At 67.1% G+C, this 24,735-nt stretch carries 25 protein-coding genes; 16 read left to right on the forward strand and 9 right to left on the reverse strand.

The window, feature by feature from the left end; translation table 11 throughout:
* Positions 1-98: 98 nt before the first annotated feature.
* Both ACHMWQ_RS04090 and ACHMWQ_RS04095 read left to right on the forward strand, forming a co-directional pair.
* Positions 99-1,466, forward strand: coding sequence for an ActS/PrrB/RegB family redox-sensitive histidine kinase (locus ACHMWQ_RS04090; RefSeq protein WP_396306484.1), 1,368 nt, complete (start codon positions 99-101; stop codon positions 1,464-1,466).
* A gap of 134 nt (positions 1,467-1,600) precedes the next feature.
* Positions 1,601-2,158 carry an ActR/PrrA/RegA family redox response regulator transcription factor gene (locus ACHMWQ_RS04095; RefSeq protein WP_354553248.1) on the forward strand — a complete coding sequence of 186 codons (558 nt, stop codon included), beginning with the start codon at positions 1,601-1,603 and terminating at the stop codon, positions 2,156-2,158.
* Between the two features lie 75 nt (positions 2,159-2,233).
* On the opposite strand, the gene ACHMWQ_RS04100 is transcribed toward ACHMWQ_RS04095, so the two are convergent.
* Positions 2,234-2,572, reverse strand: a complete 339-nt coding sequence (locus ACHMWQ_RS04100) for a hypothetical protein (RefSeq protein WP_396306485.1) — start codon at positions 2,570-2,572, stop codon at positions 2,234-2,236.
* A gap of 219 nt (positions 2,573-2,791) precedes the next feature.
* Here ACHMWQ_RS04100 and fabA point away from each other — a divergent pair, with 219 nt between their 5' ends.
* The 5 genes from fabA to ACHMWQ_RS04125 all read left to right on the forward strand — a co-directional run bounded on the left by fabA (position 2,792) and on the right by ACHMWQ_RS04125 (position 8,574).
* A complete protein-coding gene (gene fabA, locus ACHMWQ_RS04105; RefSeq protein ID WP_266334424.1) occupies positions 2,792-3,319 on the forward strand; it encodes a 3-hydroxyacyl-[acyl-carrier-protein] dehydratase FabA in 528 nt (175 codons plus the stop codon).
* Between the two features lie 68 nt (positions 3,320-3,387).
* Complete coding sequence (gene fabB, locus ACHMWQ_RS04110; protein ID WP_396306486.1) at positions 3,388-4,611, forward strand: beta-ketoacyl-ACP synthase I; 1,224 nt, start codon at positions 3,388-3,390, stop codon at positions 4,609-4,611.
* A 26-nt stretch (positions 4,612-4,637) separates the two neighbouring features.
* Complete coding sequence (gene fabI, locus ACHMWQ_RS04115) at positions 4,638-5,483, forward strand: enoyl-ACP reductase FabI (protein ID WP_396306487.1); 846 nt, start codon at positions 4,638-4,640, stop codon at positions 5,481-5,483.
* Positions 5,484-5,807: 324 nt separating this feature from the next.
* A complete protein-coding gene (hrpB, locus tag ACHMWQ_RS04120) occupies positions 5,808-8,261 on the forward strand; it encodes an ATP-dependent helicase HrpB (RefSeq protein ID WP_396306488.1) in 2,454 nt (817 codons plus the stop codon).
* Between the two features lie 85 nt (positions 8,262-8,346).
* On the forward strand, positions 8,347-8,574 hold the full coding sequence (locus ACHMWQ_RS04125; protein ID WP_354553259.1) for a DUF2442 domain-containing protein: 228 nt from the start codon (positions 8,347-8,349) through the stop codon (positions 8,572-8,574).
* A gap of 403 nt (positions 8,575-8,977) precedes the next feature.
* On the opposite strand, the gene glk is transcribed toward ACHMWQ_RS04125, so the two are convergent.
* Both glk and ACHMWQ_RS04135 read right to left on the reverse strand, forming a co-directional pair.
* Complete coding sequence (gene glk / locus ACHMWQ_RS04130; RefSeq protein ID WP_396306489.1) at positions 8,978-10,015, reverse strand: glucokinase; 1,038 nt, start codon at positions 10,013-10,015, stop codon at positions 8,978-8,980.
* A 53-nt stretch (positions 10,016-10,068) separates the two neighbouring features.
* Entirely contained in the window at positions 10,069-10,479 is a 411-nt protein-coding gene (locus ACHMWQ_RS04135) for a methylglyoxal synthase (protein ID WP_354553262.1), read from the reverse strand.
* Between the two features lie 346 nt (positions 10,480-10,825).
* Between ACHMWQ_RS04135 and ACHMWQ_RS04140 the strand changes: the two genes are divergently transcribed.
* From ACHMWQ_RS04140 to deoA, 7 genes are all read left to right on the forward strand, one after another.
* Complete coding sequence (locus ACHMWQ_RS04140; protein ID WP_354553264.1) at positions 10,826-11,818, forward strand: BMP family ABC transporter substrate-binding protein; 993 nt, start codon at positions 10,826-10,828, stop codon at positions 11,816-11,818.
* Between the two features lie 220 nt (positions 11,819-12,038).
* Positions 12,039-13,571: an ABC transporter ATP-binding protein gene (locus ACHMWQ_RS04145; protein ID WP_354553606.1), complete on the forward strand. Its 1,533-nt coding sequence runs from the start codon at positions 12,039-12,041 to the stop codon at positions 13,569-13,571.
* 256 nt (positions 13,572-13,827) lie between these two features.
* Positions 13,828-14,958, forward strand: coding sequence for an ABC transporter permease (locus ACHMWQ_RS04150; protein WP_354553266.1), 1,131 nt, complete (start codon positions 13,828-13,830; stop codon positions 14,956-14,958).
* A gap of 9 nt (positions 14,959-14,967) precedes the next feature.
* Complete coding sequence (locus ACHMWQ_RS04155) at positions 14,968-15,936, forward strand: ABC transporter permease (protein ID WP_396306490.1); 969 nt, start codon at positions 14,968-14,970, stop codon at positions 15,934-15,936.
* Between the two features lies 1 nt (position 15,937).
* The gene (gene cdd / locus ACHMWQ_RS04160) at positions 15,938-16,363 is read left to right on the forward strand and encodes a cytidine deaminase (RefSeq protein WP_396306491.1); all 426 of its coding nucleotides are present in this window, start codon (positions 15,938-15,940) and stop codon (positions 16,361-16,363) included.
* Complete coding sequence (locus ACHMWQ_RS04165; protein ID WP_396306492.1) at positions 16,363-17,181, forward strand: purine-nucleoside phosphorylase; 819 nt, start codon at positions 16,363-16,365, stop codon at positions 17,179-17,181. The genes cdd and ACHMWQ_RS04165 overlap by 1 nt, the downstream gene beginning before the upstream one ends.
* 305 nt (positions 17,182-17,486) lie before the next feature.
* Positions 17,487-18,797, forward strand: a complete 1,311-nt coding sequence (gene deoA, locus ACHMWQ_RS04170; protein WP_396306493.1) for a thymidine phosphorylase — start codon at positions 17,487-17,489, stop codon at positions 18,795-18,797.
* Here the strand turns inward: deoA and ACHMWQ_RS04175 are convergent.
* The 6 genes from ACHMWQ_RS04175 to ACHMWQ_RS04200 form a co-directional block, all read right to left on the reverse strand.
* Positions 18,769-19,203, reverse strand: a complete 435-nt coding sequence (locus ACHMWQ_RS04175) for a YciI family protein (protein ID WP_396306494.1) — start codon at positions 19,201-19,203, stop codon at positions 18,769-18,771. The genes deoA and ACHMWQ_RS04175 overlap by 29 nt on opposite strands.
* Positions 19,204-19,242: 39 nt before the next feature.
* On the reverse strand, positions 19,243-19,956 hold the full coding sequence (locus ACHMWQ_RS04180; RefSeq protein WP_354553275.1) for a DUF899 family protein: 714 nt from the start codon (positions 19,954-19,956) through the stop codon (positions 19,243-19,245).
* A gap of 116 nt (positions 19,957-20,072) precedes the next feature.
* Entirely contained in the window at positions 20,073-20,999 is a 927-nt protein-coding gene (locus ACHMWQ_RS04185; RefSeq protein ID WP_396306495.1) for a cation diffusion facilitator family transporter, read from the reverse strand.
* A gap of 81 nt (positions 21,000-21,080) precedes the next feature.
* Positions 21,081-21,869, reverse strand: coding sequence for a sulfite exporter TauE/SafE family protein (locus ACHMWQ_RS04190; RefSeq protein ID WP_396306496.1), 789 nt, complete (start codon positions 21,867-21,869; stop codon positions 21,081-21,083).
* A gap of 16 nt (positions 21,870-21,885) precedes the next feature.
* Positions 21,886-22,413: a rhodanese family protein gene (locus tag ACHMWQ_RS04195; protein WP_396306497.1), complete on the reverse strand. Its 528-nt coding sequence runs from the start codon at positions 22,411-22,413 to the stop codon at positions 21,886-21,888.
* 16 nt (positions 22,414-22,429) lie between these two features.
* On the reverse strand, positions 22,430-22,768 hold the full coding sequence (locus ACHMWQ_RS04200) for an ArsR/SmtB family transcription factor (RefSeq protein WP_396306498.1): 339 nt from the start codon (positions 22,766-22,768) through the stop codon (positions 22,430-22,432).
* Between the two features lie 83 nt (positions 22,769-22,851).
* Here ACHMWQ_RS04200 and ACHMWQ_RS04205 point away from each other — a divergent pair, with 83 nt between their 5' ends.
* Positions 22,852-23,745, forward strand: coding sequence for an MBL fold metallo-hydrolase (locus ACHMWQ_RS04205; protein WP_396306499.1), 894 nt, complete (start codon positions 22,852-22,854; stop codon positions 23,743-23,745).
* Between the two features lie 142 nt (positions 23,746-23,887).
* Positions 23,888-24,649 (forward strand): SDR family NAD(P)-dependent oxidoreductase, encoded by a 762-nt coding sequence (locus ACHMWQ_RS04210; protein ID WP_396306500.1) that lies wholly within the window; start codon positions 23,888-23,890, stop codon positions 24,647-24,649.
* Positions 24,650-24,735: the final 86 nt, after the last annotated feature.

Consider the following 24,735-nt stretch of genomic DNA (forward strand, 5'->3'; position numbering starts at 1 on the left):
GCCATGCGGAACCGGGTGCCCCGGAGTCGCCTGAGATCGTTCGGCTCGTGCTATAAGCCGGCGCTATTGCGCAACTTTCAACGTCAGGTGACGCCGCCATGCCCGAGCAAGCTCCCCCCTCGCACGATTTCGGCGCGCGGCGGCTGAAGCTCGACACGCTGGTCCGGCTGCGCTGGCTGGCGGTCATCGGCCAGACGGCCACTGTCGTCTTCGTGCGATTCTGGCTGGAATACCCGATGCCGATCGGGCTCTGCCTGGCGGCGATCGCGCTGTCGGCCTGGCTCAACCTGTTCATCAAGATCCGCTATCCCTCCAGCCTGCGCCTGCAGGGCCGCACCGCCGCGCTGCTGCTCGCCTATGACGTGCTGCAGCTCTCGGTGCTGCTGTCGCTGACCGGCGGTCTGCAAAATCCCTTCGCCGTCCTGATTATCGTGCCGGTTATTGTTTCCGCCACCACGCTGGCGCCGCGCCTGACCGTGATGCTGGGCGGGCTGGTGATCGTCGCCGTGACGGCACTCGGCCTCTGGCACATGCCGCTGCCCTGGCCGGCCGGCGAGGCGCTGACCATGCCTTATCTCTATGTGCTGGGCGTCTGGGTTGCGCTGGTTTCCGCCGTCTTCTTCATGGGCGTGTACGCCTTCCGCGTTGCCGAGGAGGCGCGCCAGCTTGCCGATGCGCTGACGGCGACCGAACTGGTGCTGGCGCGCGAGCAGCATCTCTGGGCGCTGGACGGGCTTGCCGCCGCCGCCGCGCATGAGCTCGGCACCCCGCTCGCCACCATCGCGCTGGTCAGCAAGGAGCTGGAGCGCGAACTGCCGCCGGGCAGCCCCTATGCCGAGGACGTCGCCCTGCTGCGCAGCCAGTCGCAGCGCTGCCGCGATATCCTGGGCAAGCTGACCTCGCTGTCGACCGATCCGGGCCAGCATGTCGACCGCCTGCCGCTCAGCCACATGCTGGCCGAAGTGGTCGAGCCGCATGCCGATACCGGCATCGACATCCAGGTCAAGTTCAGCGGCGAGGCCGGCAGCGAGCCGGTCGGCCGCCGCAACCCGTCGATCCTCTACGGCATCGGCAATCTGGTCGAGAACGCGGTCGATTTCGCCGAAACCACGGTCGAGATCGCCGCGAAGTGGAACGCGGACAATGTGTCGCTGACCATTGCCGATGACGGCCCGGGCTTCGCCTCCGAGGTGATCGACCATATTGGCGAGCCCTATGTGACGACCCGCTCCCGCGCCATCGAAGGTGTCGAGGATCACGAGGCCGGCGGTCTCGGCCTCGGTTTCTTCATCGCCAAGACGCTGCTGGAACGTACCGGCGCCCGGCTGGATCTCTCCAATCGCGAGGCCCCGGCGCATGGCGCGATCGTGCGCATCGTCTGGTCGCGCGAGGCGATGGACCGGCTCGGCATTTCCGGCAAATCGGACGGCGGCGAGGGCCATGACGGCCCTTCGGCGCACAGTTGATGCCCAGCATAGCGTCCGCGCGGCCCTGTTTCGGCCTTTCCGGTTGCATGGTGGCCTTGGCGCGGGGGCTTCGGATGCCTATAACCCGGTCTGGAAGGAAAAGAAAATTCGGGGAGGCGCGGAGTTAAACGTCTATGACAGATCTGGAATCCGCCGGTCTCGCCGGCACTGATACCTCGCTCATCATCGTGGATGACGACAAGGCTTTCCTGCAGCGACTTGCCCGGGCGATGGAAGCACGCGGCTTTCTGGTGGAAACGGCCGATTCGGTCGCCGAAGGCATGCGCAAGGTCGACCAGAAGCCGCCGGCCTATGCCGTCGTTGACATGCGCCTGGAAGACGGCAACGGCCTCGACGTGATCGAACTGATCCGCAAGCGCCGGCCGGAATCGCGCACCGTCGTCCTGACCGGCTATGGCAACATCGCGACCGCCGTGACCGCCGTGAAGCTGGGCGCCGTCGATTATCTCGCCAAGCCCGCCGATGCCGACGAGGTCTTCTCGGCGCTAACCCGCGATCCGACCGAGCGGGCTCTGCCGCCGGACAATCCGATGTCGGCCGATCGCGTCCGCTGGGAGCATATCCAGCGCGTGTATGAACTGTGCGAGCGCAATGTTTCGGAGACGGCCCGCCGCCTCAACATGCATCGCCGTACCTTGCAGCGCATCCTGGCGAAGCGCGCGCCGCGCTGAAGCGAGCCAGCCTCGCGAAACGATAACGGGCGCCGAGGCGCCCGTTTGCATGTCCGGAACCCCGCGGGCTCGATTCTATCGCCCCCGGCGGCGGATTTCCGTCGTTCCCTGCTGCACCGCGCCCTTCGGCGTGCGGCAGAAGCAGCGGTCGCCCACCTGCTCCAGCCGGCCGAGCGTGCAGGTGCCGAGCAGGGTGCGGCACTCGCTGCCGACCATCGGACGGATCCGCGGGCCGGACGGCGTGCGCACGCGGGGCTGCGGCGCCGTGAAGAGCTTGGGCTGGGCAAACAGGTTCGGCTGCTCGAAAAGGCTGGGCGTGTCGATGCCGCTGCCGGCAAGCGTGGGCAGGGGCGCCAGGCCTAAAATCAGCGCCGCTGCGCTGAAAGCCAGGCGCCGGCCGAGGGATCTCTGCATCAAAAACTCTCCATGCGGCGCAGGGGCGCCACGGTCCGGCCATGCTATCAGCCCCGGCATCGCGCGACGATCGCACAGATCCCGGCGGGCTTTCGAACGCTGGGCGGCTATGTTAGGAAGCACACGATCAGCGCTGGGGGTCGAATATCTCCACGCGACAGGATAGTGCGCGCGCCTCGATTTTCGAGTGTCCGCGCCAAACAGAGGTAGATTGACGGCATGGCAGATCGCCCGTCGAGCTTCGACTATGAGGCTCTGCTCGCCTGCGGGCGAGGGGAATTGTTTGGCGAAGGCAACGCGCAATTGCCGCTGCCGCCCATGTTGATGTTCGACCGCATTACGTCGATCAGCGAAGAGGGCGGTGAATTCGGCAAGGGCCATATCCGCGCCGAGCTCGACGTCAATCCGGATCTCTGGTTCTTCCAGTGCCACTTCAAGGGCGATCCGGTGATGCCGGGCTGCCTCGGCCTCGACGCCATGTGGCAGATGCTGGGCTTCTTCCTCGGCTGGAGCGGGTCGCCGGGTCGCGGCCGCGCGCTGTCGACGGGCGAGATCAAGTTCTCCGGCATGGTCGTTCCCAGCGTCAAGCACGTCGAATATGGCGTCGACCTGAAGCGCGTCCTGCGCTCGAAGCTGGTGCTCGGCATCGGCGACGGCTGGTTGAAGGCCGATGGCGTCACCATCTACCGGGCCAAGGACCTTCGCGTCGGCCTGTTCCAGGGCGAAGCGACACCTGCCGTCGGTTGATGGCGGGGCCGGCCCTCGCGGGCCGGTCGGTCATGGCCGAACGTTTTGAATTCAGGAAGGACTGAGCGATGAAGCGGGTCGTAGTGACCGGGACGGGGATCGTCTCCTCCATCGGCAACAATACCCAGGAAGTCCTGGCGAGCCTGCACGAAGCGAAGAGCGGAATCACATCCGCCCAGTCCTTCGCAGAGCTGGGCTTCCGTTGCCAGGTTCAGGGCATGCCGACGCTCGACCCGGCCGAGGTCGTCGACCGTCGCGCCATGCGCTTCCACGGCGGCGGCACCGCCTGGAACCATGTCGCCATGGAACAGGCGATCCGCGATTCGGGCCTCGAGGAAAACGAAGTTTCCAACGAGCGCACCGGCATCATCATGGGCTCGGGCGGCCCATCGACGCGCGCCATCGTCGAGGCCGCCGACATCACCCGCTCCAAGGGTCCCAAGCGCGTCGGCCCGTTCGCGGTGCCGAAGGCGATGTCGTCGACGGCTTCTGCCACGCTTGCGACCTGGTTCAAGATCAAGGGCGTCAACTATTCGATCTCGTCGGCCTGCGCGACATCCAATCATTGCATCGGCAACGCCTATGAGATGATCCAGTACGGCAAGCAGGACGTGATGTTCGCCGGCGGCTGCGAGGAACTCGACTGGACGCTGTCCGTGCTGTTCGACGCCATGGGCGCCATGTCGTCGAAGTACAACGATCGCCCGGCCGTCGCCTCGCGCCCCTATGACAAGAACCGCGACGGCTTCGTCATCGCCGGCGGCGCCGGCGTGCTGGTCTTGGAAGAGCTCGAGCATGCCAAGGCGCGCGGCGCGCGCATCTATGGCGAAATCGTCGGCTACGGCGCCACCTCGGACGGCTACGACATGGTCGCGCCGTCGGGCGAGGGCGCCATCCGCTGCATGCGGCAGGCGATTGCGACTGTGAAGGGTCCGATCGACTACATCAACCCGCACGCCACCTCGACGCCGGCCGGCGACGCACCGGAAATCGAGGCGATCCGCACCGTGTTCGGCTCGGGCGACAAGTGCCCGCCGATCTCGGCGACCAAGGCGCTGACCGGCCACTCGCTGGGCGCCACCGGTGTGCAGGAAGCGATCTACAGCCTCTTGATGATGAACAACCGGTTCATCGCCGAATCGGCCAATATCGAGGAACTGGATCCGGCCTTCGCCGACATGCCGATCGTGCGCAAGCGCATCGACGACGCGAAGATCGACACCGTACTCTCCAACAGCTTCGGCTTCGGCGGCACCAACGCCTCGCTGGTTTTCCAGCGCTACGTCGCCTGAGACATAACAAAAACAAGGACGATCGAATGACGGCACCAACCAGCAACCTGATGAGCGGCAAGCGCGGGCTCATCATGGGTGTCGCCAACGATCATTCGATCGCCTGGGGCATCGCCCGCACGCTGGCGGCCCACGGCGCCGAACTCGCCTTCACCTATCAGGGCGATGCCTTCGGCCGCCGCGTGAAGCCGCTGGCCGACAGCATCGGCGCCAAGCTGCTGCTGCCCTGCGACGTCGAGGATGTGGCTTCCGTCGACAGCGTCTTCGCGGCGCTCAAGGCCGAATGGGGCAAGATCGATTTCATCGTCCACGCCATCGGCTTCTCCGACAAGAACGAGCTGAAGGGCCGCTACGCCGACACGACGCGCGACAATTTCGTGAAGACGATGGTGATCTCCTGCTTCTCCTTCACGGAGATCGCCAAGCGCGCCGCGGCGCTGATGACCGATGGCGGCTCGATCCTGACGCTGACCTATGGCGGCTCGACCCGCGTCATGCCCAACTATAACGTCATGGGCGTGGCCAAGGCGGCGCTGGAATCCTCGGTGCGCTACCTCGCCATGGATTTCGGCGGCGACAACATCCGCGTCAACGCGATCTCGGCCGGCCCCGTCCGCACGCTGGCCGGCTCCGGCGTCGCCGATGCGCGCATCATGTACAACTACCAGAAGAAGAACGCCCCGCTGCGCCGCACGGTCTCGCTCGACGAGATCGGCGGCTCGGCACTGTATCTGCTGTCGGAACTGGGCGCCGGCGTCACCGGAGACGTGCATTTCGTCGATTCCGGCTACAACATCGTCTCGATGCCGCGCCTGGAAGAGCTGAAGGTCCACGAGGCCAACGCCGAGGCCGGCAACCCGCAGGCGGATTGATTCTTTCGGGGTTTGGATGAGTTCGAAGGGCGCCCAGGTGGCGCCCTTTTTTGTGGCTCGCACCCCGCCTGTCACCCTCCGCCGTCATCCTCGCACCACCGCCACCCCACGCTCGACGTCATCCTCGCGCAGGCGAGGACCCATGCATCCGAGACCTGTCCGGGTGAGAACCCGGCTGGATGGATCCTCGCCTGCGCGAGGATGACGGAGGCTGGGTGAGCTTGGGCGGTTGGGGGACCGATAGTCCCCACACAGCCGGTGCCGCCTGACAGCGCAAACTGCCCCCCACTGGCACGAAGGCCCGTCCCCCTCTATGACGGCGGCATGCTGCCCGTTGATGACGTCCTCCCAAAGCTGAAATCCGTGCTCGAACGCGGCACCAGCGCCGTGCTGGTCGCGCCGCCCGGCGCCGGCAAGACGACGCGCGTGCCCCTGGCGCTGCTCGACGCACCCTGGCGGGGCGATCGCCGCATCCTGATGCTGGAGCCGCGCCGGCTCGCTGCCCGCGCCGCGGCGCGGCGCATGGCCGAGACGCTCGGCGAAGAGGTCGGCCAGACCGTCGGCTACCGCGTCCGGCTCGAAAAGAAGGTCTCGGCAAAGACGCGCATCGAGATCATCACCGAAGGCGTCTTCACCCGCATGATCCTCGACGATCCGTCCCTCGATGGCGTCGCGGCGGTGATCTTCGACGAGTTCCACGAGCGCAGCCTCGACGGCGATCTCGGCCTGGCGCTCGCCCTCGATGCGCAAGGCGCGCTGCGGGACGATCTGCGCGTCCTCGTCATGTCGGCCACCATCGACGGTGCGCGCGTGGCGCGGCTGCTCGGCGATGCGCCGGTGGTCGAGAGCCTCGGCCGGATGTTCCCGATCGAGACCCGGCATGGCGGCCGCGACCCCGCCCGGCGGATGGAGGACGATGTCGCCGACGCGGTGCGGCGCTCGCTCGCCGCCGATAGCGGCAGCCTGCTCGTCTTCCTGCCGGGACAGGCGGAAATCCGCCGCGTCGCCGAGCGGCTGGAGGGGCGCGTCGGGCCCGAGGTCGAGATCGCGCCGCTCTATGGCGCGCTCGATTTCGCCGTGCAGGACCGCGCCATCCGGCCGGCCGCGCCGGGAAAACGCAAGGTGGTGCTGGCGACCTCGATCGCCGAAACCTCGCTGACCATCGAGGGCGTGCGCGTCGTCATTGATTCCGGCCTTGCCCGCGCGCCGATCTACGAGCCGGCGACCGGGCTGACCCGGCTTGAGACGCGCCGCGTTTCGCGCGCCGCCGCCGACCAGCGCCGCGGCCGCGCCGGCCGTACCGAACCCGGCATCTGTTACCGGCTCTGGGAAGAAGGCCAGACGGCAGCCCTCGCCCCCTTCGACCGGCCGGAGATTCTGGAAGCCGATCTCGCGCCGCTGGTGCTAGACCTCGCCAATTGGGGCGTCGCCGATCCGGGTCAGCTCGCCTTCCTCGATCCGCCGCCCAAGCCCGCCTGGGAGGAAGCCGTCGCGCTGCTGACCCGGCTCGACGCGCTCGACGCCGATCGCCGCCTGACGAAAGAAGGCGCGGCCCTCGCCCGCCTGCCGCTCAGCCCCCGCCTCGGCCACATGCTGCGCAAGGGCGCGGAACTCGGTCTTGGCGGCCTCGCCGGCGCGGTCGCCGCCGTGCTTTCCGAGATCGGCCTCGGCGGCAACGACACCGATCTGCGCGAGCGCGTGCGCCGGCTCTTTGCAGCCCGCGATCCCAGATCCCGCGATTCACTCGGCCTCGCCGCCCGCTGGGCCCGTGATGTCGGGGCACGGCCGGACGACGGCCGACAAGCGCCGGAGGAAGCGGGGCTGCTCACGGCCTTCGCCTTCCCCGATCGCATCGCCATGGCGCGCGGCGCGCCCGGCGCTTTCGTCATGGCGAATGGCAGGGGCGGCGTGCTCGATGCGTCCGACGCCCTGTCGCGCGAGCCGTATCTCGCCATCGCGAGCCTGCAGGGCGCGGCCGAAAAGGCCCGCATCCTGACCGCGGCGCCGATCACGCTGGCCGAGATCGAGGCCCATTTTTCCGGCCTGATCACCGACGAGGAGAGCGTCGCCTTCGATCCGCAGACCGGCTCGGTGCGCGGTCGCGCCGTGCGCCGGCTCGGCCGTCTGGTCCTGGGCGACCGGGCGATTGCCAAGGTCTCGGATGGAGCGGTGCAGGCGGCCCTGCTGGCGGAAATCCGCCGGCGCGGCGTGGCCGAATTGCCGTGGGAAAAATCGGCCGAGCAGTTTCGTGCCCGTATCGCCTTCCTGCATGCGCGGCTTGGCGGCGACTGGCCGGATGTTTCCGATGCGACGCTGGCTGAAACCCTGCCGGACTGGCTCGGGCCGTTCCTGAGTGGCAAGCGTCGGCTCGATGCGGTGACGCCGGGGCTGTTGCATGAGGGGCTCGCGAGCCTCGTCCCGTGGGACAAGCGTGCGCTGATGGACCGCCTGGCGCCGACGCATTTCGATGCGCCTTCGGGATCGCGCGTGCCGATCGACTATTCGGACGAGAATGGCCCGGTTCTGGAAATCCGCGTCCAGGAACTATTCGGGCTCGATCGCCACCCGGCGGTGGCCGATGGCGCGGTGCCGGTGACGGTGACGCTGCTGTCGCCGGGCCATCGGCCGATCCAGATCACCCGGGACCTGCCCGGCTTCTGGCGAGGCTCGTGGAAGGATGTGCGCTCCGACATGCGCGGCCGCTATCCCAAGCATGTCTGGCCCGACGATCCGCTCGCCGCGCAGGCGACGGCGCGGGCCAAGCCGCGCGGCAGCTGAGGCGGAATCGTGACTCGGAATTGCCATCCTGCTGTGGGCATTCTGGGAAAATCGAATCATCCGGCCGTCGCGGAAAGGAACGACCATGAAAATTGATCCCGTCGCCATCGATGCGGCCGTGACCAAGGAGGCGCTCCTGGTCAGCCTCGCCGATGGCCGCGAACTCGCGACCCCGATCGACTGGTTTCCGCGCCTTCTCGGCGCCACCCGCGCCGAGCGCGAGAACTGGCACCTGACCGGCCGCGGCGAGGCGATCCACTGGCCCGACCTCGGCGAGGACATCGAGATCGCCAGCCTGCTACGCACGAGTTGACGTTCGGCCATGCCGGGTGGTCGCAGGACGCGGCCACCCGCTCGCCGTCATCCCCGTGCAGGCGGCGACCCATTCATCCCCGTTCTTTGACGCAAGATCAGAGATCTAGCTGCCGACGCCTCGGCTGCATGGATCCTCGCTTTCGCGAGGATAGCGGCGTTGTGAATGTTTGCGTGGGCGCCTGGACATCGCGGCTCAAGCCCGCAGCGGGCGAACGGAGTCAGCACTCCTTCACCTCTCCCTGAGGGAGAGGTCGACGGCCGAAGGCCGGCGGGTGAGGGTTTACGGCCTCCGCGATTGCCCTCTCGACGTTTCAAAGCCTGACCCCTGGGGTTCCCTAAACCCTCACTCGGAGCTTGGCTCCGACCTCTTCCTCAGGGAGAGGTGAAGGAAGGGCTTACCCTCACTTATGCCAGCGGCGGCCTTCGGTGACGATGCCGAACAAGTCTGGGTGGCGGGCATAGGCGGTGATGCCGGCCAGCGCCGGTTCGGGATGGACCACGACCGAGGTCGGCATCCGGTCCATCATCGCGCCATGCGGCACCTTGTCGATGAAGGCGGCGCGAAAACCGCTCTCCTTCAGGAAGGGCGCGATTTTGGCGGCGATGCCGCCGGCCAGGAACACGCCGCCATTGGCCATGAAGATCAGCGCCAGATTGCCGGCGAGCCGGCCGAGATGCACGCAGAACAGCTCGAGCGCTTCTTCCGCCGCCGCGTCGGAGCGATCCATCGCCGCGGCGGTGATCTCGGACGGGTTGTCGAAGCGCGCCGCCTCGCCCCGGGCGCTGGCGACCGCACGGTAGAGCCGTAGCAGGCCGCTGCCGCAGAGCAGCGTCTCGCCCTCGATGCGCGCGAACGGATCGGTCTGCTGGTGCGGCCGCTCGATATGCGGCCAGATCTCGAAATCGCGCGCGCTGACCGGCGCCAGGTCGATATGGCCGCCCTCGCCGGGCACCGGCAGCCAGGCGCCATTGGCATGGATCAGCGCCGCGGCGCCGAGGCCGGTGCCGGGGCCGACCACCACTTGCGCGGCATTGGCGAGCGGCGTGCCGCTGCCGATCGTCACCAGATCCTCGCCGGCCAGGGCCGGCAGCGACAGCGACAGCGCCTCGAAATCGTTGAGCAGGATCACCTCGTCCAGACCGAAGCGCGCGATCATCCGCTTGGGCTCGACCACCCAGTGGCAATTGGTGAGCGGCACCTGGTCGCCCTGGATCGGCCCGGCCAGCGCCAGCACGGCCGAATGCGGCGCCGCGCCTTTCGGCAGCACGGCGGCGATCGCGTCGTCGATGGTGGCGAAATCGGCCGTCAGCACGGTCGGGAACCGGATGACCCGGCCGGTCTCGTCCGGCACCAGCGCGAAGCGGGCATTGGTGCCGCCGATATCGCCGATCAGCGTCGGGAACGGTACGAAGGCGCGGGGCGGGGTGGTGGTGGTCATGGTGCCTTGGGTTGGCTGAGCGGACGTTGGCAAGCGGGGCGATCCGGAGCGCATCACGATGTCTGCAGGAAGGCGTCGGGATGGGCGATCAGGAGATTGGCGGTCGCCTGGTTCAGAGCCATCGGAATGTCGTAGAGCGCGGCGAGCCGCATCAGGGCCTTGACGTCTACGTCATGCGGCATCGGCGTCAGCGGGTCGACGAAAAAGATCAGGCCCTTGATGCGGCCTTCGGCGATCAGCGCGCCGATCTGCTGGTCGCCGCCGAGCGGGCCGCTCTTCAGCCGCGTCACCGGCAGCGTCGGCACGGCGGCGAGGATCCGGCTGCCGGTCGTGCCGGTGGCGAACAGGTCGAAATCCCCAAGCTTGGCCTGGTGCGAGACGGCAAAGGCGACGAGCGCGTCCTTCTTCTGGTCATGCGCAACCAGGGCTAGGGCCGGGCGGATCGGGGCCGGGTCGATCGTCATTGTCAGTTCTCCAAGCGGTCTCCCGGACCGGCTTGCCAGTGATAGAAAAATCGGGGTCCGAGGAAAAGCCGAAAGTGAGGCAGGACGACAATTTGATGGCAGGCCCGCACCGGCGTTTCTTTGATCAGTTGTATAAAAAAATGTCGCCGCATAATCTGCCAGCCACGATCCGCCTTGCTTGTGAAGGGCAGGGTTGCGCGGGGGCCTGAATAAAGAAAGCGCATGAAATTTGCCGGGCTCCATGCAAAATGGAAAAGAACGGCCGCTCGTCGGTAACGTCAGGGGAACTTTCGGTCTGGCGATCAACGCCCGACGAAGACGCCTTCAAGAGGAGAGAGTCACCATCATGATCCGCAAGTTTATCGGGGTAGCCTTCGTGGCGCTTATGGCCACGGGTTCGGCCTGGGCTGCCGACGTCAAGCCGGCCATCGTCTATGGCACCGGCGGCAAGTTCGACAAATCCTTCAACGAGGCCGGCTTCAACGGCTCGGAGAAGTTCAAGTCCGAGACCGGCATCGACTACAAGGATTTCGAGCCGCAGAACGACACGCAGGGCGAACAGGCAATCCGCAATTTCGCCAAGCGCGGGTTCAACCCCGTCGTCGCGCTCTCCTTTGCCTGGACCGATGCGGTCGCCAAGGTCGCGAAGGAATTCCCCGATACGCAGTTCGTGCTGGTCGATTCCGTCGTCGAGGCTCCGAACGTCCGTTCGGTCGTCTTCGCCGAGGACGAGGGCTCCTATCTCGTCGGCGTGCTCGCCGGCCTGAAGTCGGAAACCAAGAAGGTCGGCTTCGTCGGCGGCATGGACATCCCGCTGATCCGCAAGTTCGGTTGCGGCTACGTCCAGGGCGCCAAGGCGGCCGGCGCGACGGACGTCTTCCAGAACATGACCGGCACGACGGGCGCTGCCTGGAACGATCCGGTTCGCGGCGGTGAGCTCGCCAAGTCGCAGATCGACCAGGGCGCGGACGTGATCTACGCGGCAGCCGGCGCCACCGGCCTCGGCGTGCTGCAGACCGCCGTCGACGCCGGCAAGCTCGGCATCGGCGTCGATTCCAACCAGAACCACCTGCACCCCGGCAAGATCCTGACCTCGATGGTCAAGCGCGTCGACGTCGCCGTGCACAACGCCTATTCCGACGTCAAGGACGGCAAGTTCACCGCCGGCACCCAGGCGCTCGGCCTCAAGGAAGGCGGCGTGGACTGGGCGCTCGACGACAACAACAAGCCGCTCGTCACCGACGAGATGAAGGCTGCCGTCGAAAAGGCCAAGGCCGACATCATCTCCGGCACCGTCAAGGTTCATGACTACATGACCGACGAGAAGTGCCCGAGCTGATCGCGGTCCGTTTCTGAAACCCGTCGCGATGCCGGATTTTCTCGGCGTCGCGACGGATCCGATGCGGCCGGCGGCGCCGGCGAGGGGCATCCCGGCGGAGCGAGCGCTTCGTGACGGGTTCGGAGGTCCGGCCCCTTTCCCGGTCATGGCGATGAACAGTCCGGCCACCTTCCTTGCGAAGGTGCAGCCGTTTCGGGGCCCCTGAATGACAGCTTCGACCTTGGATTCCACGCCCGCCATCGAGCTTGTCGGCATCGACAAGCGCTTCGGGCCGGTCCACGCCAATAAGAACATCCACCTCGCCGTCGCCAAGGGCTCGATCCATGGCATCATCGGCGAGAACGGCGCCGGCAAGTCGACGCTGATGTCGATCCTGTACGGATTTTATCATGCCGACAGCGGCCAGATCCTGGTCGACGGCAAGGAGATCCGCATCACCGACAGCCAGACGGCGATCCAGGCCGGCATCGGCATGGTCCACCAGCACTTCATGCTGGTCGAGAATTTCTCCGTCCTCGAAAACGTCATGCTCGGCGTCGAGGGCGGCGCGCTGCTGAAGGGCGGCGAGACCGCCGTTCGCCTGGCGCTGCAGCAGATCGAGCGCGAATACGGGCTCGACGTCGACCCGGACGCGATCATCGAGGAACTCCCCGTCGGCAAGCAGCAGCGGGTCGAGATCCTCAAGGCGCTCTATCGCGGCGCCGAGGTGCTGATCCTCGACGAGCCGACCGGCGTGCTGACGCCGGCCGAGGCCGACCATCTGTTCAAGATGCTGGCGCAGCTGAAGGCGCAGGGCAAAACCGTCATCCTGATCACTCACAAGCTGCGCGAGATCATGGCGATCACCGACACCGTCTCGGTCATGCGGCGCGGCGAGATCGTTGCCACCCGCAAGACCTCCGAGACCACTATGCCGGAACTGGCCGAGCTGATGGTTGGCCGCCGCGTGCTGCTGCGCGTTGAGAAGGGCGAGGCCAAGCCCGGCCCCGTCGTGCTCTCGGTCGAGAACCTGACCGTCAAGGACGGCCGCGGCGTCACCATGGTCGACAACGTCTCCTTCGAGGTCCGGGCCGGCGAGATCGTCGGCATCGCCGGCGTCGCTGGCAACGGCCAGTCGGAACTGCTCGAGGCGATCGCCGGCATCCGCAAGGCCTCGTCCGGGCGGATCATCATGAATGGCGAGCCGGTCGACAGGAATGGCCGCATCGACCCCGCGCTCCTGCGCAAGAAGGGCCTCGCCCATGTGCCGGAGGACCGGCACCACATGGGCCTGGTGCTCTCCTTCGAGGAAAACGAGAATTCGATCCTCGGCTACCAGGACGATCCGAAATATCTGAAGGGCCCGTTCCTCAACATCGACGCGATCCGCAAGGACGCGGTGGAGAAGATCGAGAAATACGACATCCGCCCGGCCGATCCGCGTCTGAAGACGGCGAATTTCTCCGGCGGCAACCAGCAGAAGATCGTTCTGGCGCGCGAGATCGAGCGGGATCCGGCCTGCCTGCTGGTCGGCCAGCCGACGCGCGGCGTCGATATCGGCGCCATCGAGTTCATCCACAAGCGCCTGGTCGCGCTGCGCGACCAGGGCAAGGCGATCCTGCTGGTCTCGGTCGAGCTGGACGAGATCCGCTCGCTGTCGGACCGCATCCTGGTGATGTTCGCCGGCACCATCGTCGGCGAGCCGGATTCCCATGCCGACGAGCAGGAGATCGGCCTGATGATGGCCGGCATCGGCCGGGAGGCGGCGGAATGACGATCGACGCCCAAGCAAGCGCTGATGCGGTCCCCCCCTCCCGAAGCTGCTTTCGCTTCGCTCGGCACCTTCGACCTCCCCTCAAGGGGGAGGTTCAGCAAGGATCTTTTCGCGGCAGCGAGCTCCGCTTGAACCCTCCCCTTGAGGGAGGGTCGAAAACGCCGTGGCGTTTTCGGGGAGGGGCCAAAAGCCGCCATCCCGCCAGCCTTGCCAACGCGTTGAACCGCGGTTCCCACAGCCACCCGGAAGCACACCCATGAGCGTCCCACTCGGAACCCTGCCGCGCTGGGTCAATTTCGGCCTGCTGCCGCTGATCAACGTCGCCGTGGCCTTCGCGCTTTCCGGCCTCGTCGTGCTGTTCATCGGCGAGAACCCGATCGAGGCGGTGAAATACCTCGTCCAGGGCGCGCTCGGCGATGGCGAGGGCATCGCCTTCACGCTCTACTACGCCACCAATTTCATCTTCACCGGCCTCGCGGTCGCGGTCGCCTTTCATGGCGGCCTGTTCAACATCGGCGGCGAGGGCCAGGTCTATCTGGGCGGTCTCGGCGTCGCCTTCGCGGCGCTGACGCTCGACCGCTACATGCCCTGGTACGTCACGGCCGTGTTCGCCACGGCGGCGGCCTTCGCCTTCGGCGCCGCCTGGGCGTTCATCCCCGCCTGGCTACAGGCCAAGCGCGGCAGCCACATCGTCATCACGACGATCATGTTCAACTTCATCGCCGCCGCGCTGATGGTCTATCTGCTGGTCAACGTCATCAAGCAGCCCGGCAACATGTCGCCGCAGACCCGCCTGTTCGAGGAAGGCGGCCAGCTGCCGAAGCTCGGCTGGCTGATGCAGGTCTTCGGCCTCGATATCGGCGCCGCGCCCTTCAACGTCTCGTTCCTGATCGCGCTGGTCGCGGCGGTGGCAGTGTGGCTGCTGATCTGGCGCACCCGCTTCGGCTACGAGATCCGCACCATGGGGACCAATGCGACGGCGGCCGTCTATGCCGGCATTCCCTATGTGAAGACCGTCGTCATCACCATGCTGATCTCGGGTGGCCTCTCCGGCATGATGGCGCTGAACCCGGTGATGGGCGACGCCGGCAAGCTGCAGATCGATTTCCCCGCCGGCGCCGGCTTTGTCGGCATCGCGGTGGCGCTGATGGGCCGCTCCCATCCGGTCGGCATCATCATCGCCTCGATCCTGTTCGGCGTGCTCTATCAGGGCGGCGCGGCGCTCGCCTTCGACATGCCCAACATCTCGCGCGAGGTGATCATCCTGATCCAGGGCCTGGTCATCCTGTTCGCGGGCGCGCTCGAGCACATGTTCCGTCCGGCGCTGATCGTGTTGTTCGCCCCGAAACCCAAATCCGTCGCGGCTTCGCCCGCCGGCGCGGCCTGAGGAGCGATCATGGACTTCGCCGATCTGATCCAGATCCTCGCCGCAACGGTCCGCCTGTCCGTGCCGCTGATCTTCACCGCGCTCGCCGGCCTCTATGCCGAGCGGTCGGGCATCTTCGACATCGGCCTGGAAGGCAAGATGCTGTTCTCGGCCTTCTCGGCCGCCTCGGTCGCCACCGTCACCGGTTCGCCCTGGCTCGGGCTCTTCGCCGGTATCCTGACGGGCGTGCTGCTCAGCCTGCTGCACGGCTTCGCCTCGATCACCCAGCGCGGCAACCAGATCATCTCGGGCGTGGCGATCAACTTCATCGCCTCCGGCCTGACGATCCTGCTCGGCAATGCCTGGTTCGGCCAGGGCGGCCGCACGCCGCAATTGCCGAACACGGCGCGCTTCACCGAGATCACGCTGCCCTTCGCCGCCGATATCGCGCCGATCCCCATCCTCGGCCCGCTCTATTCGGGGCTGGTTTCCGGCCAGAACATCCTGGTCTATCTCGCCTTCCTGGCGGTCCCCTTCACCTGGTGGGTGCTCTATCGCACGCGCTTCGGCCTGCGCGTCCGCGCGGTGGGCGAGAACCCCGGCGCGGTGGATACAGCCGGCATTTCCGTCGCCTGGCTGCGCTACCGCGCGCTGATCTGCTGCGGCATCCTTGCCGGTTTCGCCGGCACCTATCTGTCGATCGCCCAGTCCGCCGGCTTCATCCGCGAGATGTCGGCCGGCAAGGGCTATATCGCGCTGGCAGCGCTGGTCTTCGCCAAGTGGAAGCCGCTCAACGTGCTTCTCACCTGCCTGCTGTTCGGCTTCCTCGACGCCGCCTCGATCCGTCTGCAGGGCATCATCCTGCCCGGCATCGGCGAGGTTCCGGTGCAATTGATCCAGGCACTGCCCTACATCCTGACCGTGATCCTGCTTGCCGGCTTCATCGGCAAGGCGATCCCGCCCAAGGCTGGCGGCGTGCCCTATGTGAAGGAACGCTAAGATGGACGACCAGCTCAAGGCGGAACTGCTGCAGCGGGCGCAGGAAGTCCGCCTCAATGCGCACGCGCCCTATTCGAAATTCCTGGTCGGCGCCGCGGTGCTGACCGAGGATGGCGAGGTCTATGTCGGCGCCAATGTCGAGAACGCCGCCTATCCCGAAGGCTGGTGCGCCGAGACCTCGGCGATCGGCCAGATGATCGCCGCCGGCATTCCCGGCGACGGCCGCCGCATCGCCGCCGTGGTCGTCGTGGCCGACCGGGTCGATGGCGGCATCGTCTGCACGCCCTGCGGCGGCTGCCGCCAGCGGCTGAAGGAATTCTCGCACCCGGCCACGCTGATCCATTGCTCGGATCCGACCGGCGAGGGCCAGGATTTCACCATGGCGCAGCTGCTGCCAGCCGGCTTCTCCATGGACGAGCGGTTCTGATGTCGGCGCTTCGGGACGACGGCCGCGCCGCGGCCGCCGTGCTGCGCGACCGGCGCGACGCGCCCTATCGCATCGGCCTCGTGCTCGGCTCCGGCCTCGGTCCGCTGGCCGACGCCGTCACCGACGCCGTCCGCATCCCTTATGCCGAGCTGCCGGGCATGCCGGTGTCGAAGGTCTCGGCCCATGCCGGGGCGCTGGTGGCGGGCCGGCTGGAGGGCGTCGAGGTCCTCGTCTTCTCCGGCCGCTCGCATTTCTACGAATCCGGCGACGCCTCGGTGATGCGCAACGCCATCGGCCTGCTGAAGGAGATGGGCTGCGAGGGCGTCGTCCTCACCAACGCCGCCGGCTCGCTCCGCCCCGAAATGGGGCCCGGCTCGCTGATGATGCTGGAAGACCACATCAATCTCTCGGGCGCCAATCCGCTGATCGGCGAGGAGACCGATGCGCGCTTCGTCGGGCTTTCGGTCGCCTATGACCTGGTCTGGCGCGCCAGCCTGGAGCGCGCCGCCAAGCGCGAGGGCGTCGATCTCGAAAGCGGCGTCTATATGTGGTTCTCCGGCCCGTCCTTCGAGACGCCGGCCGAAATCCGCATGGCGCGCATCCTCGGCGCCGATGCGGTGGGCATGTCGACCGTGCCGGAAACCATTCTGGCGCGGTTCTTCGGGCTGAAGGTCGCCGCCATCTCCAACATCACCAATCTCGGCGCCGGCATGGCGGCGGGCGAGCTGTCGCATGAGGAGACCAAGGAAATGGCGCCCCTCGGTGCGAAGAAGCTCGAAAAGATCCTCCGCCGATTCCTGCGGGATCTGGAGGACTAGGGTCGGGGCGCTAACCTTCACCTCCAACGGAGACGTCCGCGATCCAAAAATCCGTGTTGGGCAGGCCTCGATCTCCAACATCCTGAGGCGCTTCGCGCAGCGAAGCCTCGAAGGACGCAGGATCCGGGGGCAAATCTAACACCCGACGCCGCTCTGCGTGCTTCGAGACGGCCCTCCGGGCCTCCTCAGCATGTTGAGGTGGGATCCGCGAGTCTCTCCTTCCGGGAGAGGTGCGGTATAGTGCGATCCGGTTGGAAGAAGCCGGGCCGAACTCGGACAAGACGCATGGGAGGCGTGCCAAAGAAATGCTGCCGCAGGAAATCATCCGCGCCAAGCGCGAGGGCGAGGCGCTCGCCCCCGAGGCGATCCGCTTCATGGTTGAGGGCCTGACTTCCGGCGCCGTCTCCGAAGGCCAGGTCGCTGCCTTCGCCATGGCGATCTTCTTCCGCGGCATGACGCGCGACGAGGCGGTGGCGCTGACGCTCGCCATGCGCGATTCCGGTTCGGTGCTCGACTGGTCGCATCTCGACGGCCCCGTGGTCGACAAGCACTCGACCGGCGGCGTCGGCGACAATGTCTCGCTGATGCTGGCCCCGATGGTCGCGGCCTGCGGCGCCTATGTGCCGATGATCTCCGGCCGTGGCCTCGGCCATACCGGCGGCACGCTCGACAAATTTGATTCCATCCCCGGCTACCAGAGCCAGCCCGACCTCGCCCTGTTCCGCCAGGTGGTGAAGGACTGTGGCACCGCCGTGATCGGCCAGACGGCCGATCTCGCGCCGGCCGACAAGCGCCTCTACGCCATCCGCGACGTCACCGCGACGGTCGAATCCATCCCGCTGATCACCGCCTCGATCCTGTCGAAGAAGCTCGCCGCGGGGCTGCAGGGGCTCGTGCTCGACGTCAAGACCGGCACCGGCGCCTTCATGGCGAGCCATGCCGATGCCCGCGCGCTGGCGACAAGCCTGGTCGAGGTGGCGAACGGCGCCGGAGTCCCCACCACCGCGCTGATCACCGACATGAACGAGCCCCTGGCATCGGCCGCCGGCAACGCGCTCGAGATGCGCAACGCGGTGCACTACCTGACGGGGGCGGCCCGTGACGCGCGGCTGCACGAGATCACCGTGGCGCTCGGCGCCGAGATGCTGATCACCGCCGGCCGCGCCGATGGCGTCTCCGCCGCGCGCGAGCGCATCGAGACGGCGCTCGCCTCCGGCCGCGCGGCGGAGATATTCGGACGCATGGTGGCGGGGCTGGGCGGCCCCGCCGATTTCGTCGAGCGCGTCGACGACTACCTGCCCGGCGCCGAGATCGTCCGCGACGTGCTGGCCGGGGATGACGGCCATGTCGCCGGCATCGACACCCGCGCCGTCGGCGTCGCCGTGATCGAGCTCGGTGGTGGCCGCCGCATGGCGAGCGACCCGATCGACCTCTCCGTCGGCTTTTCCGGCCTCGCCGGCATCGGCGCGCCGATGGACGCGAAGACGCCGCTCGGCCGGGTGCATGCGAAATCGGAGGCCGACGCCGACCGCGCCTCGGCGCTGCTGCGCGCCGCCTACCGCCTCGGCCCCCGCCCGGAAGCGACAGCTACCGTGTATGAGCGGGTCGAGGGCTGAACTCTTCTTTGCGGGCCGGCGTCAGCGCCGGCGGCCTTGCTTCGCCCGTCACGCTGTGGGTGTGGTCGAGGATCGGCCGGACCTCGATGCTGCCCATCCGCGCCATCGGCGAGGCCCTGGCGATCGCGATCGCCGCGTCCCGGTCTTCTGCCTCGATGATCAGGAAGCCGCCGAGCATCTCCTTGGCCTCGGTGAAAGGGCCGTCGGTGACGCTGGCCTGCCCCGCGCGGACGCGCACCACGGCGGCGGTCTCGGGCGGTTGCAGCGGCCGCCCCAGGATCAGCTGCCCCGCCTGGCGCAGGGACCAATCCTGCTCGATCGTCGCGTCGGTGAGCCGGGCTTGCTCTTCCTTCGACAACGCTGCCATCGCGTCGCCGTCGATATAGACCAGGCAGGCAAACTGCATCGGAAGCTCCTTTGATCGGGGGCGAGCGAGGCTTGGGCTCTAGCGGTATTCCAGCTCCGGATACCAGTCGGTGCCGCGGCCTTCCGGCGTCAGGTCGAGCACGGTCCAGAGCGGCATCACGTCCGGGGCGCCGCGCGGATCCTGGCCGGGATCGGCGCTCTCGCCCATCTCGTCGCGCCAGAAATGGCGGATGACGCCGTCCCGCCGCGTGAACACGTTGAGCGCCGGGATGTCGGCGTCCTCGGGGCTCGCATAATCCCGCGTGTAATCGCCGCTCATGTCCGAATAGAGCTTCAGCGCCTTCCAGCCGCGCTCCTGCTTGAACGCCCAGAGCCGCTCGATCGGCGAGCGGGCGACCATGGCGAAGGCGACGCGCTGCTCGATATCCCGCGCCTCGCCGTCCCAGGCGCTCATCAGCGCCGTGCACATCGGGCACGGCCGCTTGCGTTGCGGCCCATACATGTAGTTGTAGACGACCAGCGTGGTGTGCTCGCCGAACAGGCCGGCGAAATCGACCGGCCCCAGCTCGCCCTCGAAGCGGTAATCCTTGTCGACGATGGCGCCCGGCGGCAAGGCGCGGCGCTGCGCCGCCACCCGTTCGATATGGCGGCGAAGCTCGATTTCCTCCGCCAGCAGCGCCTGCCGCGCCTGGCGATAGGCCTCGCTCTCGTTCGGCACGCGGGCGGTGTTGCGGGCCGCCATTTCCCGGGCCGGAACGAGCGTCTCCGGCGGAACGATCTGGTCATGCGGCATGGTCTCATCCCTTTCGCTGCTTCGCGCTGGCGCGGGCCAAACGGCCGCGCCTCAAGCCCCCGACGAACGGACCGGCTGCGAATCGACAGCGAGGAGACGGAAAAGGCGAAAAAGTCCTATTCGGCCCATTCGCTGTCGGTGGTGAAGGCGATGGTGAGCCAGCGATTATAGCTCTCGTCGCCGATCGCCTCGCCGATCTCGTCGCGGATCCGGTCCCATTCCTCCAGCCGCCGCGCCGGTTCGTTCTTGGCGACGATGAAATAGATCTCGATCTGCTTGGCGCGGCCCACCTTGGCGACATAGGCGCGATAGGCGAGAAAGCCATGCCGCCGGACCGTATCCATCGCCACCTGGTCTACATGCTCCTTCAGATCGGCCGGCGCCAGCAGCAGCATCTCCGAGACCGCTTGCCGCACCGTGCCAATCGGGATCGGGATGATGGCGGCGCTGATCACGGCGAGCGCGAGGGGATCGATATAGGGCGAGATCCATTCATGCGCCGTGCCCTCGACGGCATAGCCGATGGCGAAGGCGATGAGCAGCGCGCCGCTGATCGCGCCCGACATCACCCAGGAATGGATGTCGAGCTTGAGAAAATCCGACTGGATCCTTTGGTTGGCGCGCCAGTCGACCACCGTCATCACGATGCAGACGACCAGCGTCGCCGCGGCATAGATGATGGCATAGCCGAATTCGAGCTCGCGCCCGCCGCCCTGGATCGAGAGGATGGCGTTGATCAGCGCATAGATGGCGACGATGATCAGGATGGTGCCGTTGAGGCCCAGCACGATCGGCTCGAGATGCCAGAAGCCCATGCTGAAGCGATTGCGCAGTTTTCCCGAAACCGCGTCGCGCTGGGCCGATTGCACGATCAGGTGCGACACGCCGAGCGCCACCGTGGTCATGGCGGCGTCGGCCAGCGCATAGACGCCGTCAAAGGCGATGGAAAACGACCCCGAAAGCAGGCCAAAGCTGATGCCGAACGCCGCGACGACAAAGGTGATCGCGATCGACGCGCGGAGGATGGTCTGTTCGGTCAGCAATCGTCTCTCCCTGGCCCACTTCGGCCGGACGCCGGCGGCGCGGGACCTTAGCGAGCCGGGCGCTCCGATGCACGCCCGCTTTCAGGCAAGCAGGCCGCGCAGCAGCACATAGCTGCCGACCGAGATCACCACGCCGGCGAAGATCGGGCCGAGCCATGACTTGCGGCTGGAGAGATGCCGGCCCGTCGCCGCGCCGACGAGGCCTCCGGCGACCCCGCCCAGCACGAAGACGAAGGCCAGCGGCCAGTCGACCAGTCCGCTGATCGCATAGCTCGACGCCGTCGCCGCGCCAAAGGCGCTGACGGCGACCAGCGACGTGCCGATGGCGAAGGTCAGCGGCATGCCTGTCGCCAGCATCAGGCCGGGGACGATGAGAAAGCCACCGCCTATGCCGAAGAAGCCGGAGAGGCCGCCGACGCCGAGGCCGGTCGCAATCAGGCGCGGCAGCAGATGGCGGGCGGTTTCCGCCGTCAGGCGAACCCCTTCCTGGCCGGCGGCGCCGCGCCGGCGCAGCATGATCAGGCCGACGACGATCATCAGCGCGCCGAACAGCATCAGCAGCTTGTGGCCGTCGACCGACTTAGCGAGCTCCGCGCCAGCCAGCGCGCCAATCACGCCGGCCGCCGCGAACACCGCGCCGCAGCGCCACTTCACCCGGCCCGCCCGCCAATGCGGCATGAGATTGGCGAAGGCGCTGGCCGCTACCGCCACCGTGGCCGTGCCGATCGCGACATGCGGCGACGCGACGCCGACGCCATAGACGAGGAACGGAACGGCGAGGATCGATCCGCCTCCCCCGACCAGCGCCAGCACGAAGCCGACGATCGAGCCGAAGAAGGCGCCGAGCAGGTCTGTGAAGAGGCTGGGCATGATCATCTCTCTAGACTCAGCCCGCCATCGCCGAAGGCGTGCGGTTCCACGGCGCGAGCCGCAGGATCCGCGCCATGGCGCAGGTGCCGGAGACGCCGGCGAACACCAGCCCGGCGCCGACGAAGCCGGAAAGCCAGAAGAAGGCCGGATGCACCAGGGCGCCGAGCAGCGCGCCGATCACGACCAGGCTGCCGGCCACGATCTGCACCTGGCGCATCATCTCGATCGGCTGGCGCCGGTCGGCGACGACCGGATGGCCGGCCTTCTTCCAGCTGTCGAGCCCGCCTTCGAGCCGAAAGGCCTCGCTTGGCGCGGCGGCGGCCAGCCGGTCGGCATGCGCCGTCGTGCGCGCCCCGGAGCGGCAGGTGAAGATGATGGGACGACCGGGTTCCACGTCCAGCGTCTGCAGCGTCGAGAGCGGCCGGGGCCTGGCGCCGGCAATGTGTTCGCGGCGGAATTCGTCCGCCTCGCGGATGTCGACCAGCAGCGCGCCGCCTTCGACGAGTTCCTTCGCCCGGTCTGCCGGGATTGCCTTCAAGGTCATGGGTCTTTCCTTCGTGTCAGGTCTGGGGTGTGGTTTCGGTCCGGCAATAGAGCCGGTGCAGCACGGCGATCAGTTCGCCGATGCGGGGGTCGTCGAGGCGGTACCAGATGGTCTGGCTGTCGCGCCGGGAGGTGACGATGCCGCTCTCGCGCATCTTGGCGAGGTGCTGCGACAGCGCCGACTGGCTGAGGCCAACCGTCTCCGCGAGTGCGCCGACGGTCATCTCGCCATGCTCGACGAGCTTGCAGAGCACCATCAGCCGCCGCTCATTGCCCAGCGCCCGCAGCAGATCGGCGACTTCCATCGCATTGGCTTCGAAGGCGGCGAGATCCGGGGGGGCGAGGTCGTGCGGCATGAAAATCTTCCTGTATATTAGGTATTGCTAAATTAGGCATCGCTAATATATATGTCAAGCCATAAGCGATAAAGGAGACCATCATGTCGTCGTCCCACAGCGCGCCCGTCATCCGGGCCTTCTTCGATGAACCGACCCACACGATCAGCTATCTCGTCGCCGACCCGGCGACCCGGAAGGCCGCCGTCATCGATCCGGTGCTGGACTATGATCCGCGCTCCGGAACGGTCGATCTGCGCTCCGTGCGCGCCATCCTCGCCGCCGCGCGCGAGGCGGATTGGGATATCGTCTGGGTGCTGGAGACGCATGCCCATGCCGACCATCTCTCGGGCGCGCCCTATATCAAGGCCGAGACCGGCGCCACGATCGGCATTGGCGAGCACATCAAGGACGTGCAGCGCATCTTTCGGCCGGTCTTCAACGCGACCGACCTGAAGACGGATGGCAGCGATTTCGATCATCTGTTCAGGGATGGCGAGCGCTTCCGGATTGGCGACCTCGAGGCCTCGGTGCTGCATACGCCCGGCCATACGCCGGCGGATGTCGTCTATCGCATCGCCGATGCCGCCTTTGTCGGCGACACGCTGTTCATGCCGGATTATGGGACGGCGCGGGCCGATTTTCCCGGCGGCGACGCCCGCACGCTGTATCGGTCGATCCAGCGCCTGCTGGATCTGCCGGGCGAGACGCGGCTGTTCATGTGCCATGATTACAAGGCGCCGGGCCGCGATCACTATGCCTGGGAGACCACGGTGCAGGCGCAGCGCGACGGCAATGTGCATGTCGGCGCCGGGACCAGCGAGGAAAAGTTCGTCGCCATGCGCGAGAGCCGCGACGCGACCCTGTCGGCGCCGACGCTGCTGTTGCCCTCGATCCAGGTCAACATCCGCGCAGGCCGGATGCCCGCCGCCGAAAGCAATGGCGTGCGGTATCTGAAAGTCCCGGTCAAGGCCGCACCGGGCGCCGCGCTGCTGTGATCCGAGCGGCCACCGGGGCAGGGGCGCCGCATTCTGACGTGCGCCCCTCAAATTTCGATTCCTCTCCTATCCGGTTTGGCCTAAAACAGGCGCGGGCCGGCAGAGCCGGCGAAGACGGATCGTTTCAGGGACGGAAAACCTCATGACCAGCGGCGCCATTTATCCGAGCCTCAAGGGCCGGACCGTGCTCATCACCGGCGGCGGCAGCGGAATCGGCGAAGCCATCGTTCGCCACTTCGTCGCGCAAGGCTCGAAAGTCGGCTTCCTCGATATCAACGCCGAAGCCTCCGAGGCGCTGGTGAAGGAGCTTTCCGCCACCGGCACCGTGCATTTCGAGAAGTGCGACCTGCGCGACATCGCGGCGTTGCGCCAGTCGATCGAGAATGTGCGCCAGAAGCTCGGCCCGGTCACCATCCTGGTCAACAACGCCGCGCACGACCAGCGGCACAAGCTGGAAGACGTGACGCCCGAATATTGGGACGAGCGCTACCAGGTCAACATCCGCCACCAGTTCTTCGCGGCCCAGGCCGTGGCCGAGGACATGAAGGCAGCCGGCGGCGGCGCCATCATCAACATGGGCTCGACCTCCTGGATGATCGGCCAAGGCGGCATGCCGGCCTACACCTCGGCGAAGTCGGCCGTGCAGGGCCTGACCCGCGGCCTGGCGCGTGATCTCGGCCCGTTCAACATCCGCGTCTGCTGCGTCGTCCCCGGCTGGATCATGACCCAGCGCCAGATCGACCTCTGGCTGACACCGGAAGCCGAAGCCGACCTGATGAACAAGCAGTGCCTGAAGCGCAAGCTTTACCCGGACGACATCGCCAAGCCGGTGCTGTTCTTCGCCTCCGACGAGGCCTCGGGCTGCACCAACCAGAGCTACGTCGTCGACGGCGGCTGGGTCTGAGACTTTTCTGTTTCGCCAAAACAGAGAGGCCGGCCTTCGCGCCGGCCTTTTTTATGGCGCTGATGGCGAGGGACCTTGCTTCACCT

Origin of the sequence: Kaistia sp. UC242_56 (assembly GCF_044452255.1) — a bacterium.
Taxonomy (GTDB): domain Bacteria; phylum Pseudomonadota; class Alphaproteobacteria; order Rhizobiales; family Kaistiaceae; genus Kaistia; species Kaistia defluvii_A.